The organism is Prevotella sp. Rep29 (assembly GCF_019551475.1).
Classification (GTDB): Bacteria; Bacteroidota; Bacteroidia; order Bacteroidales; family Bacteroidaceae; genus Prevotella.
The window spans coordinates 237,596-251,024 of sequence record NZ_CP047159.1 but is presented as its reverse complement, the minus strand read 5'-3'; the positions used below and the strand labels follow the sequence as shown (position 1 = coordinate 251,024).

At 49.9% G+C, this 13,429-nt stretch carries 9 protein-coding genes; 3 read left to right on the top strand and 6 right to left on the bottom strand.

Annotation, left to right across the window (positions count from 1 at the left end; translation table 11 throughout):
- The first annotated feature begins 27 nt into the window (after positions 1–27).
- Together GRF55_RS01060 and rnr are read left to right on the top strand one after the other, a co-directional pair.
- On the top strand, positions 28–726 hold the full coding sequence (locus tag GRF55_RS01060) for an HAD family hydrolase (RefSeq protein WP_220368732.1): 699 nt from the start codon (positions 28–30) through the stop codon (positions 724–726).
- 60 nt (positions 727–786) lie between these two features.
- On the top strand, positions 787–2,988 hold the full coding sequence (rnr, locus tag GRF55_RS01055; protein ID WP_220368731.1) for a ribonuclease R: 2,202 nt from the start codon (positions 787–789) through the stop codon (positions 2,986–2,988).
- 83 nt (positions 2,989–3,071) lie between these two features.
- On the opposite strand, the gene GRF55_RS01050 is transcribed toward rnr, so the two are convergent.
- The 3 genes from GRF55_RS01050 to GRF55_RS01040 all read right to left on the bottom strand — a co-directional run bounded on the left by GRF55_RS01050 (position 3,072) and on the right by GRF55_RS01040 (position 6,168).
- Positions 3,072–4,439, bottom strand: a complete 1,368-nt coding sequence (locus GRF55_RS01050; protein ID WP_220368730.1) for a fimbrillin family protein — start codon at positions 4,437–4,439, stop codon at positions 3,072–3,074.
- A gap of 24 nt (positions 4,440–4,463) precedes the next feature.
- A complete protein-coding gene (locus GRF55_RS01045; protein ID WP_220368729.1) occupies positions 4,464–4,676 on the bottom strand; it encodes a hypothetical protein in 213 nt (70 codons plus the stop codon).
- A gap of 157 nt (positions 4,677–4,833) precedes the next feature.
- Positions 4,834–6,168 (bottom strand): anaerobic C4-dicarboxylate transporter family protein, encoded by a 1,335-nt coding sequence (locus GRF55_RS01040; protein ID WP_220368728.1) that lies wholly within the window; start codon positions 6,166–6,168, stop codon positions 4,834–4,836.
- Between the two features lie 119 nt (positions 6,169–6,287).
- Between GRF55_RS01040 and GRF55_RS01035 the strand changes: the two genes are divergently transcribed.
- Positions 6,288–6,938, top strand: coding sequence for a hemolysin III family protein (locus GRF55_RS01035; protein ID WP_220368727.1), 651 nt, complete (start codon positions 6,288–6,290; stop codon positions 6,936–6,938).
- 45 nt (positions 6,939–6,983) lie between these two features.
- Here the strand turns inward: GRF55_RS01035 and GRF55_RS01030 are convergent, their stop codons facing one another.
- The 3 genes from GRF55_RS01030 to GRF55_RS01020 form a co-directional block, all read right to left on the bottom strand.
- Positions 6,984–9,905, bottom strand: coding sequence for a DEAD/DEAH box helicase family protein (locus GRF55_RS01030; RefSeq protein ID WP_255563808.1), 2,922 nt, complete (start codon positions 9,903–9,905; stop codon positions 6,984–6,986).
- A gap of 19 nt (positions 9,906–9,924) precedes the next feature.
- Positions 9,925–11,883, bottom strand: coding sequence for a site-specific DNA-methyltransferase (locus GRF55_RS01025; protein WP_220368726.1), 1,959 nt, complete (start codon positions 11,881–11,883; stop codon positions 9,925–9,927).
- Between the two features lie 658 nt (positions 11,884–12,541).
- Complete coding sequence (locus GRF55_RS01020) at positions 12,542–13,429, bottom strand: pyridoxamine kinase (protein WP_220368725.1); 888 nt, start codon at positions 13,427–13,429, stop codon at positions 12,542–12,544.

Here is a 13,429-nt window from a genome sequence, read left to right as displayed (position 1 = left end):
TGTATAAATATACACAACCACCACGGGATGGAACAACTGAGCGACATCAAACTGTTGGCATTCGATGCCGACGACACACTTTGGGATTGCCAATGCTTCTTTGACGAGGTGAGCGAGCGCTACTGCGACCTGCTGGCTCACTATGGCGAGCGTGGGGAGATTGGCGATGCACTCTTCAGCGTGGAGATGGGCAACATGGAGGAACTGGGCTATGGCTCGAAGGCATTCGTCATCTCACTCGTTGAAAACGCGCTGCGTGTCAGCAACTACCGCATCAGCGCCCGCGAGACGGAGGAAATCATCGCCTTGGGACGCTCGCTCCTGCGAATGACAGCCCAACCACTGCCGCATGTGGCTGAGACGCTGCGGGAGATAAGGGGAAAGGGACGCTACACGATGGTGGTCTTCACGAAGGGCGACCAATTGGAGCAAGAGCAGAAGTTCCTCCGCTCGGGACTTGCCGACATGTTCGACGACCTCATCATCGTGTCGGACAAGACACCGCAAGCCTACGGACGGCTTTGCAAACTGTTCGGTGCGAAGCCCGCAGAGACCGTCATGATAGGCAATTCTATCAAGAGCGACATCCGTCCGGCAATACAAGCAGGTTGCCACGCCATCCACATTCCCCATGCCATCACCTGGCAACACGAGCATGCCGAGCCCATCGAGCATGAGCGGCTCACTGCCATCAGTCGGTTCGACGAGCTCTGCCGGCTGCTGTGACGCGAGGAAAAGAGAACCGTAAAACGAAATAACATCACTCTACATTAAATAAAAAAAGATATGGCTAAACACAAAAAAGGAGGCAAACGCCCCAACAAACGACAACTGACCGACGCACTGGCAGGCTTCTTCCAGACGCAACCCAACGAGGTATTCTCTACGAAACAAATCTTCCGTGCCCTCAACATAGACACCCACCCGCAGCGCATGATGGCAATCAGCATCATGGACGACATGGCGTGGGACGACTTCCTCAGCAAAAAGGGCAACAGCGCCTACCGCCTGAACATGAAAGGACAGGTGCAGGAGGGCATCTTCCGCCGGAAGGCGAACGGCAAGAACTCGTTCATCCCCGACGGACAGGACAAGCCCATCTTCGTGTCCGAACGCAACTCGCAGTTCGCCTTCGACGGTGACCGTGTGCGCGTGGCACTCATGGCGCGCCGTCGCAACCACATCAAGGAGGCGATGGTGACCGACATTCTCGAGAGAGCGCGCGACCAGTTCGTAGGCACGCTGCAGGTGGAGCAGGACTTCGCCTTCCTCGTGACCGAGAGCAACGTGTTTACACACGACATTATGATTCCCAAGAAGAAACTCAAAGGCGGAAAAACCGGCGAGAAAGCCGTCGTACGCATCACGCAATGGCCCTCGAAAGAGTCGAAGAACATCGTCGGAGAGGTCGTTGACATACTCGGAAAGAGCGGTGAGAACAACACCGAGATGCACGCCATCCTCGCACAATACAACCTCCCCTACAAATATCCGAAAGAGGTGGAAGAGGCTGCCAACCACATCAAGGCAGACATCACCCCGCAGGATATCGCCGAGCGGGAGGACTTCCGCGATGTCACCACCTTCACCATCGACCCGAAGGATGCGAAAGACTTTGACGATGCGCTCTCGTTCCGCGCCATTCCCGACAGCAACCTCTATGAGGTGGGCGTCCACATAGCCGACGTTTCGCACTATGTCAAGGAGAACGACATCATCGACAAGGAGGCACAAAAGCGTGCTACAAGTGTTTATCTCGTCGATCGCACCATCCCCATGCTGCCCGAGCGGTTGTGCAACTTCATCTGTTCACTGCGCCCCGATGAAGAGAAACTCTGCTACAGCGTCATCTTCGAGATGGACGAGGAAGCCAACATCAAGAAATGGCACCTCGCACACACCATCATCAAGAGCAACCGACGATTCGCCTACGAAGAGGCACAGGCGATTCTCGAACAGAACGGCGTCATCGACGGCACGGGCGAACCCGCTCCCCTGCCCACGAAGAAGCACCCCTATACGGGCGAATTTGCCGAAGAACTCTGCATGCTCGACCGCCTGGCGAAGCAGCTCCGCAAACGCAGATTCGAGAACGGTGCCGTCAACTTCGACTCGGAAGAGCTCCATTTCGACGTGGATGAGAAGGGAAAACCCATCCGCTGCTACTTCAAGAAATCGAAAGATGCCAACAAACTCATCGAAGAGTTTATGCTCCTTGCCAACCGCACGGTAGCAGAGAGCATCGGAAAAGTGCGCAAGGGCGTCAAAGCAAAGACACTGCCCTACCGCATACACGACCAACCAGACCCGACGAAGCTCGAGAACCTGCGCGAATTTATCGCACCGTTCGGCTACCGACTCAAGACGGCAGGCACGCGCGGAGCCGTCTCCAGAAGCCTGAACGCACTGATGGACGCCTGCCAGGGACGCAACGAGCAGAAACTTATCGAGACCGTTGCCCTGCGCGCCATGATGAAAGCGAAATATTCCACTCACAACATCGGACACTACGGACTGGCATTCGACTACTACACACACTTCACATCGCCCATCCGTCGCTATCCCGACACCATGGTGCACCGGCTGCTCACCCACTACCAGAACGGCGGGAAGTCTGCCAATCAGAAGTATTACGAAGACCAGTGCATGCACTCCAGCGACATGGAACAACTGGCAGCCAACGCCGAGCGCGACTCCATCAAATACAAGATGGTGGAGTTCATGGGCGACAAGATTGGAGAAGAGTTCGACGCACACATCAGTGGCATACAGTCATACGGCATCTACTGCGAGATTGACGAGAACCACTGCGAAGGCATGGTAGCCATGCGCGAACTCGACGACGACTACTACGACTTCGACGAGAAGAACTATTGCCTCATCGGGCGGCGCCATCACCACAAGTATCAGCTGGGCGACCCCATCCGCATCCGTGTGGAACGTGCCAACTTAGAGAAGCGGCAACTCGACTTCTCCCTCGTGGAATAATACACAAAATCAAGTGCGCCGCAAGTCGAGAGTGACTTGCGGCGCACTTTGTTATTATTGTCTATTATCTACTTCCAATACGTTTACTGAAACTTACCCGACCAGTTCGACGAATTGTCCGCAAACGTCAAAGGCTTATAAGTGTTGCGCTCGAAGTTAAGACCGGAAGTGGTAGTAATTGTTTTCCTCGTCACCCAATACCAATAGTTAACTTCTCCTTCAACAAGTTCACTTGGTTTGACTGCTCTGAGAGTTTCCTCTGTCGTTTCAACAGTGCTTGAAGCCTTAAATTTGCGTGTACAAACCGTTCCGTCGGATGCTGTAAAATAAAGAATATGTCCACTCTTAAGTAACGGATAACCTTTACTTACATTAACAGTTATATCATCTAAAGGAGTAGGAGACTCGGACATTGTATAATTGATAATTCGGTCGTTTTCATCATAAGCTCTAAGAGGATTTGGTACAGCCGTTGAATAAAAAATAACACCATCCACTTGAGGATCTACCCAATTTCCTCCTCCTGTTTCTGGAAGTGTCGTTGACATTTCATAATTTGATATAAAACTTTTTACCACCATGTAATAGGTCGCACCAGGCTCAAAACCTTCCGGAGCTTCCAATGTCACCGATTTAGTATTCGCCCCAACGGGCTTCATATTTGCAACAAGAAGGAAATTTTTCATCTCTGCATTAGGTGCATTATAACCTGCAGGGGAGTATCCATATTCTGTTGGACAATAGGCAATTTCAAAACGACCTGTCAAATCGTTGACTTGCTCATCCAATTCTGTTTCGTTGCGACTCTCAAACTTCACTGACGTAATGGTCTTTCCCGTATTCGATGGCGCCGTGAATTTGATTAATGTGCAAGCATTCCTAAAATTCAAGTCAGTGCCAACTTCATTCATTACAGCGATAGAGATATACGCCTCCGGATCATAACTGCCTTTTACTGCTTTTTGGACAGTCGGAACGTTTGCCGTAAGAAGATACTTATAATTCTCATCATCTATACAATCAAAATACCCATCTTTCATTACGCATGGTACGTTAAACTTGTCCACCTTCTCCAGCGTAGCATCTGCCTGATAAGGATAGATGGCTGCAAGGCGGTTGTTCTCATATTGCGCCGGCACCTTTCCCTGCAAGGTGCATTTGGTTTGGTCGGACTTCACTTCTGTCACTTTGAACTTGTAGGGCTGAGGACCGGTTACCACACTCCCCGCATCATTGAGCACCCAAACACCGATGCTGTCGCCCACTTTCCAGAAGTTATCTCCGGAAGCAGCTATAAACGTACGGGTAGAACCTTCTGCGTCCACTCCCGCATTGATGGTGATTTCCACCATGCGGTCGAGGTCGTTCTGTTCTACGACTGTTACGTCATCGTCTGTGCATGCCCATAAGGCGGAAAGGCACAGAAGAAACATTCCAAATCTTTTCAACATATCTACTTTCGTTATGATTTATACTCACATCTTATTCCAATCCTCCCACTCATTTAATCGATTATCTAAATCGTCATCGTTCCAAACCGTTGACTTTGCAGGTTCTTCTTTACCACCGATGCCTCCACCTTCAGTGGGAGTCTCGGTTGAAGCACCTTGGTTTTTCGTGCCTGCAAGATATGACTCCGTCTGCATTGGCAGCACACTTGACTCTGGTTTCAAATACTTTACTTTCATTTCTATTCTATTTTAATTTAATGTGTGTTGTTTAAAAAATGCGGTGCAAAGGTATAACAAAAAAACAACCGAGCGATAAAAAATTCTTACTTTTACCCCCCCGTTTTAGTTTTTTAACATATTTGTTAAACAAACATTCTATTTTCTTATCACTATCTCAATAAAAGAGCGTTATCACGTAGCCGAGTCCGATGCTGACAATGGTGGTGATGAAGCCTGCAAGCTGGAACGAATGGTTGAGCACATATTTGCCGATGCGCGTCGTTCCCGTGCGGTCGAAATTGATGGCTGCCACCTCCGTGGGATAGTTGGGAATGAAGAAGTAGCCGTTGACTGCCGGGAACATGGCGATGAGTGCCAACGGACTGATGCCCAGTGCGATGCCCAGCGGATAGAGGGTGCGCACGGCTGCCGCCTGTGAGAAGAGCATGATGCTCATCAGGAACAAGGCAACGGAGAAGAGATAAGGATACTGCGTGACGATATGGGATATCTGCGTTCGGAAAAACTCCATATTGCCCGTAAAGAACGTGTCGCCCATCCACGCAATACCGAAAATGGCTACCACCGCCACCATACCTGCCTGGAAGATGTTGCCACTGACGGCTTTCCCCACATTGGCGCGAGAGACGAGCAGAATGAGCACCGCCACCGACATCATCACCATCTCTATCGTGTCCGTCATCGACAGACGCTCCGGTACGCCATTGACCTCGAACGACGGGCGCAACGACGGAACAGAACCGAACAGCACCACCAGCACCACGCCTGCCAGAAAGGCAAACACGGAATACTTCGCACGCTTGTCATAAGACGCTTTTTGAACAGACGCTCCTTCCTCTTCGGAAACAATCAGTCCTTCACGCACCCGGCGCTGATACTCAGGGTCGTCCTCCAGCTCCTTGCCCACGAAATTCTGCACGAACGCTGCCACGAGAATGGCGATGAACGAAGCAGGAATACAAATGAGCAGAATATCTTTCAGCTCGATTCCCTGAGCGCCCAGCAGGTCGTTGCTGATAAGCGCAGCCGTCGCGGCAGACATCGGACTGCCCGTAATACCCAGTGAGGCGGCAATCGTCGCAACGGTCATCGGGCGCTCGGGACGAATCTTGTTGTTCGTGGCTATCTCCGAGATAATCGGCAGCAACGAATAAGAGGTGTGTGCCGTGCCTGCCACCAGACAAAAGAGCCACGTCGTCAGCGGACCATAATAGGTGATATGCTCAGGATGCTTTCGGAGGAAACGCGCGGCAACCTGAACCAGATAGTCCAATCCGCCGGCAGCCTCCAACATCGCCGTCGCCGTAATCACAGAAACGATGATGAGCATCACATCGATAGGCACTTTGCCCGGCTGCAGACCGAAGACAAACACCAGGATAAAGACACCCAGCATGCCGTAGATGCCCAGTCCGATACCACCCGTCCGTGCCCCGATAAATATCAAGGCAAGCACAATCAACAACTGTATAACAATAACCAATGTCATCTGAAAACTATTTCATGGCTCGCGAAAGCACGACAAAGATAAAAAGAAATACAAACAATCCACCGCTTTTTCGCGAAAAAATGTCGGTTTCATCGGAATTTTGTTATATCTTTGCCCGCATGAAAAAGGTACAGAGCCGGAAAGAAGAGGTCTGGAATTCGCTCAGCCATGCAGGGGGCGTGGTGTTGGGCATCGTGTTCGGAACGATATTCCTGATTTGGTGTGCCCGTCAGGGCGACGGTTGGATGACCGCTGGAGTGATTCTCTATCTCTTCGGTATGCTCATGTCGTATCTTGCTTCAACCATCTATCATGCGGCAAATGCCCGGAGCGTGTGGAAAGATCGCCTACGCAAATGGGACCACGCCGCCATCTATTGGCACATCGCCGGTTCCTATTCGCCCATCACGCTGACGGCTTTGCGCGACCAAGGCTATTGGGGATGGGGACTGTTCGTGTTCGTGTGGCTCTGCGCCATTGTCGGAACGATTGTCAGCCTGACGAAACTCAAGGCACACAGCAATATGGAAACCACCTGTTTCGTTTTGATGGGACTGTCCGTACTCGTGGCATTCAAGCCGCTCATCGCATGTGTGGGCATGGTTTCCGTCTCCTGGATCATCGCCGAAGGCGTGTTTTACATCACCGGCGCATTCTTCTACAGCCTGCGCCGCATCAACCACAACCACACCATCTTCCACTTCTTCGTCCTTGCAGGCTCCGTCTGCCACATCATCGCCGTCTGGAAACTGCTCGTGCAATATCTGTAGAAGTCGCGGGCATCTACGTCAGACAAAATCTTATCAGAAATAGAATCATGTAAAAAGTTCGCCCGTAGCAACCGAAAGCGAAACTTTGCACCGATCACAAATCTCCACCAATGAAGCGCCACCGGAAGCAAGTCCATAGAAATGGTCCTCGCCGATGAGCACATACTCCCATTCACGGCTCATCCGTTCTTCTGGTTTCAACTCATTGATTTTCCGCACCCACTCTACTGCAGCAGTTTGCTTTTGCCGCACATTCTTATCGAACAGTTTGTCATTTCCTTTCGTTTCAATCAGATACACTTTCTCCTCAGTTGCGACAATAAAGTCGGGATGATAGGTCGCCATGAGTCCGTCACTACGCATGTAATAGATGACTGCAAACGGATGCATATTCTCACTGATTTTCAAGAAGCGTTCCACCTCCCCATCTTTGTCCAGAAATTCGATAAACGCCCTTTCCAATCCGCCGCCATGTGAGGGATAGCCCTGTCGTTCATAGATGGTTTTGTGCGTTTCCATCGAGAAAGATTCTCTCATTTTGACTTCCGGCACCGACGAGAAACGAGTATGAACAACCTGTGCATCTGTTGTCATGATATGATTTTGGAGATTGAAGACGGCATGTGCCATTTCTTCAATGATGTGTTTGGTAACGATGGCATCTTTCGAGAGCAGGATCTTCCAGTCGCTACCATTAAAGGGGTTGAACACCTGACCAAACAACCGGGTGCGGATATACTGATCCACGACAGCTATCGTCCTTGCTCCGTTAATCTGAAGGTTGGGCACTGGCATTTCGCGATGCGAACTGATGCGGTCGAATCTCAGCGTAATGGTGCGCAACAGTTTCTGCAGAAACTCATTATAACTTGTTGCCGTGAATAGATTGGCTGTTACCTTGTACCGTCCAAACTGCGTCTTTGAAATTGCTTCCTGAGAGATAAACACCTCGCCATCCTGCGCCAAGAACTGCCGAAGCCGTTCCAACGGGAACGCCGTGAAGGGTTGCAGCGCATTGATGTCTATCTCCACATCTTCCAACTCCTCTTCAGCTTCTCTCACGATGATGGGCCATTCGAAGTCGAACTGCCCAAAGTTCTCCCGCAATCCCACTTTGATGATGTCGCCCGTAGCACTTTCCGCACCAGTCTCACCCGTCTCTTCCACTGCCAGTCCTTGTGCGAACAGTTCTTCATAGAATTGGATGAATGCCGGATGCTCAATAATGCTCAACATATCAATATAGGTGTCTGGCTGACTATGGAGTTGCAACACGCGCTTGCGGTCATCCTCCTTGATGCTCTGATATTCCGGTTCTCGCCACATCAGGCGAAGACCACGCCCGATAATCTGCTCCAGCAGGATGGGAGCCTCCGAAGAACGCAACGGCACAATAACGCAGATATTGTTCACATCGAAGCCTTCTCGTAACATCAAGACAGAGACAATCACTTTGGGCTTTTGGTATTTGTCTATATCGAAGAGCTTTTTCTTGGTTTCTTTCCATTCCTCTTCCGTCACTTCTCCTTTAGCGTTACTGTCAATGGTTACGACCTCATCCTGCATCATGCCCTCGTCCAGCATCAGTTGGTTCACGTATGGTGCAACCGACGTGTCTTCACAGATGACGAGCATCTTCGGATTCTTCTTTTCATCGACAGCCGTAAACTCCGTTTCCAGTTTCTTCAACTTAGCGATTCCGGCACGAAGCATCAACCGCTGCCCGTCGCTCAGGTCGCAAACCTTGTTGCGCTCATCACGCACGGCCTTATAGTCCAAGTCTTTCAGTTCTGTCAGTTCCTGGCGGCGGTCGAGCAACAGCGTCTTTACCAATCCTTTGCGCATGGCTGTTGCCAAGTCAAAGTCAACGATGATATGCGGGAAGAAGCACTTCTGCACTTTCTTTCCCGCCCCTCGTTGGTCGTATGGCGTAGCTGAGAAGTCTATCTGGAAGAATCGTTCTCCTTTCTTCTCCGCAATGGCATTCAGGCCCTTCTGCCATTCCACCTCCTCAATTTCTCCATTGCGTTTCAACTCGTGGATATGATGAGCCTCGTCGTTGATTACCATGATGTCGTCCAACTCAGCCAGATATTCCAGTTCCGAGCCTCGCAGATAGCGGCGGTCCAACATACCTAAGTCATTTCCAGCAGCTTTGCCAGGCCGAATCGGTAGCAGTTCGTTAATCATAGCTGGAATATCCTTTAGCTGTGATTCATTCGGTTCATCCGCAATCTGGTTTTCAAACAAATGCCAGTTCGTCAAGGCAATCAGTCCGTCGCCTGTTGTCTTACGTCCGATTCCTTCTTCTTTCGTCACCACATTGTTCTGGATAAACGAAAACACCTCTTGCCGATAATGCACAGGAATGAATACTTCCTGATTCAGATAGAAGTCGTTCGTTTCGATATTACGCTCTTCCTTGTCACGCTCCATCCGTCCGCAGAAGGCATCCAGCAGACGGTCATATACAATGAGTCCAGGTGCTACAATCAAAAAGTTCTTCGTGAAACGGAATCGCATCTTCCCTCCTTCGGAGGTGGTGGGGGAGGCTTCTCTTCTTGCATTCAACATCTGCCACAGCAGCAGGGCATGCATCACCCACGTCTTGCCCGTTCCCGTTGCCATCTTCACGGCATATTTAGGCATCTGATATTTCTTCTGTCCCAAGGTGCCTAAATCGACTATCGGCATCAGGTCGGGCGTTACCTGCTCGTAATAGTCCAGCACATTCTTTACGTCCATCACCTCGTGCAGATACACGATGTTGAGGATAGCCTGTCGTTGTCCTGCATGGAAGTTCCGATTGCGTAGTGAGCAATATTCTTCCGAGAACCAAAACTTCAGCAGTTCCTGCGTAGTCGGAGTTACCTGCTCCATCAGTTCGCCACTCTCCCATGCTGCATTAACCGTCTCGCTGAGGCGCTTGGCTAATTCCAGCGAAACATTCATTCCGTTTGTTGCCATATCCTATAAATCTCTCCCGTTACATCCATTCCACATTTAACACCACCTGACTCTCAAAACCAAACACATCTACTGCCTTCACGCACAGTTGGCGACTGGTCTTGTGTGGCACTCTCAGCCTCGTCTTATAGACACAGTGCAACGGGTCGTTGTCGTTATCCACATTCTCCCGATAGTCCTGCCACGTTGAGCGGAAGGTCGCACCGTCATAATCGGGGTCAATGCTCCAGTATTCTATTAGCGAGAGCGGGTCGCGCTCCAACACCTGTTGCAATTTCGCCTTGTCCTTATCGTCCAACGGGATATTATCGGGCGACAGCAACACGTAGTTCTCCAGTTCCACATCAATCTCGTCATTCTCACCCGTCTGCTTTATCATCGTAGTCTTTGCAGTCAAATACTGTAATGACGAGAAGCGCACGCTTCGGTCGTCTATCAGTTTCTTGTAGCCTTTCTTGGCTAACTTGTCCAGCAGGTCGGGCGGAATCACCAGCACCTCCACATTCGAGTCCTGATACTTCTGAATGGCTGACGAGATATCGAAGGCGAAGTTCCAACCTAAAACGACTACCTTTTCCCAGTCGCCGCCCAACAGACTGGCCTTAGCCTCGACAGCACGACGAATCGTAGCGGCTGTTGTCAGTCGGTTGGGCGAATCGACCATCACCAGCGTTCGTGTACCTTTTATATATCCGAAGTTGCGGTCGTTGGTCTGCTCTGGCGTGAAGGGCAGCGCACCATACAGTCCTAACACCACTTGGCTCAAGTCGCCCACATGCTTATAGCGCTTGTTGTTGCGGAACGCCTCCTTCTGATAGTCGCCGATGCTCTGATAGAGGAAAGGCTTCACCTCTTGGTCAATAAACCTCTTGCGCATCACCAACGATGCAGGCTTGCCGATGTCGCAAGTTATCCATCGCCTGCCCAATCGCTCGGCTACGGCTGCCGTTGTACCGCTGCCGCCAAAGAAGTCGCAGACAAGGTCGCCTTCGTTGGACGAGGCTTTGATAATGCGTTCGAGGAGGGCTTCGGGCTTTTGAGTGGCATACCCAGTTCTTTGCGGATCCTTCTGTTGTATATGACTTATATCATACCAAACATCTGAAAGTAATACAGGTTCGTCATCATAGTATTTGTAAATTTTACCTGCTGATTTAATTGTACGATAGACTCTACCATCTGCATCAATTTCTTTTTTTAGATTATTCCACTTCTCAGTTTTGTTGCCACAAACTTGACAAATATTTCTTGGGAATGAAGCTCCATCAACATTGAATTTATGGATATTACCCTTCTTATATAAATAGATTGTATCATGCTTTCTTGCAAAACAGCTTTCTGGAATGCCTCCACTTTGATAATGCCAGATAATTTCATTTAACATATTGCTTTTGCCAAATATATCATCCAAAACGACTTTCATATATGCTCCAATATGCCAATCAATCTGTATGTATAATTGTCCTGTGTCAGAAAGTAATTCCTTCATCAATAATATCCGAGGATACAAATATTTAAGATAACTTATTGTACCCTCTTCCCATAAATCTACATAACCAAATTGTTCTAATACTGTTGGCTTTTGTTGAACAGTTCCATTAGGTAAAGTGATATTCGTTCGATAGTCTGCCTTTGAATCAAATGGCGGGTCAATATAAATCAAATCGACTTTTCCGCGAAGCGAGGGCAAGCCCGTTTGTGCATCGCCAGCAAGCAAAGCCTGCATCGCTAAGAGGTTATCGCCATAGATAAGGCGGTTCATCCAACCGTCACCATTGCCTCCCGCCATGTTGAAAGCATTGGGAATCTGCGGCGAACTGCCCTTGAACAGTCCGCTTACGTCCTTACTCGGCAGCACCAGTTCGTTGGTCTGCAGACCAATCTGCGTGCCACTACTCAGCCGCTCCAGTATCTGGGCAGCCTCTCGCCTACCCTCGCTCACAATGCGGGGCAGCTCTTCAATCAATGATTTAGCCATGTAGCATTATAGTTTTATAATGCGTCGCGCCACCAAACAAAAATGATTCCTGCAAGTACCTTTGGACACAAAACGTGGACGAATCCCCGTTTGATGTTCCAGGTACTTGCAGGAAACCTAAATCTCGAAAACAGGAAAACGCCCACTATATCAGTAGGCGTTACCATTATTTTAGAGATTTGTTCTTTCTACCTGCAAGTTTCGGAACATCTTGAATAATAGCCAACGCTAATGTTTAACCCACAATGTCTTGCGCTGCAAGCGCCATAGCGCGCAACGCTTAAATGCAAAGATACGGATTTTTTTTAATGCTACAAAAAGATGGAATGTTTTTTACGGCTCCCTGCCAAAAAAGACGCTGCGAGGACTTTGCCGATGCATCGCCTCAGGAAATCTCCCGATGAGAATTAAGAATTGTGGACAGCAAGCACGCTGCTTTTAATGCAAATTCAGTGAAATTGATGACCAAATTCAGTGAATTTGGTGAGTAAATTCAGTGAATTTGGTTTTCGGAAGTTAAACTTTGTTCGGGTGGATTGTAACTGTTGGTTCCTGGCAACTGCCGGTTGTGGGTTGCAATTCGCCAACAACAAAAGGGAGGAACGGAAAATCTGCATGACCTGCGAGAGAAAAAGCTGCGGGTGTGCAGGGATGAGGGCTATTTCACAACGTGCAGATAGTTTTCCAGCGGTATGCCACAGTTCTTGTCTTTCAGTCCCCGGCTGAGTTCTATGAGCTGATAGACGGCATCCATCGCCTTTTGGGTGCATTGCCGCAGCGGTTCCCGACGCAGCAGGTGAGCGATGAGAACGGCTGAGAAGATGTCGCCCGTGCCAGGCAGTTCGGTAGGTATTTCCGTATAGGGCAACAGGAAGAATTCATCGTTGTCGGCATTATAACCCGCCACGGCGCTCCCTGCATGTTGACCTGAATGCTCGTCCTTGATTTTCAGGGAGGTGATGATGACCGACCGTGCCCCCGTTTTCCGCAGCCCGTCGATAAGTTCATGGATTTCGCGTTCCGTGACACCGTCTTTTTTATAAGGTGTGTCGGTCAGATAGCACGCCTCGGTGTAATTGGGATAGATGAGGTCTGCCACGCTAATCATCTCCCGCATGGCGCGCACCGCCTCGTCGGTCACACCGTTATAGAGTTTTCCGCTGTCGCCCATGACGGGATCGACATAGATGGCTGTGCCCAGTGCTGCCTGCTCCTTGCAATAGTCTGCCACGATTCGTGCCTGTCTGACGCTGACCATATAGCCTGTGGCGATGGCATCGAAGTGGAATCCCAGTTCTTTCCACACGGGAAGCACCTGTTGGATATACTCCGTCGTGTCGAGCGAGCAGGATTTCGGATATCTGAAGGTATTGGAAATCAGCATGGTCGGCAGGTTGAACACCTGATACTCCATGTAGGAAAGGATGGGCAACATGGCTGCCGTTGCCACTTTCCCGTAGCCGGCGAGGTCGCTGATGAGCAGGATGGAAGAGGAGTCTCTCTCCGTTTCGCCTGCGATATGCGGAATGGTATTTGTCGGATTCAT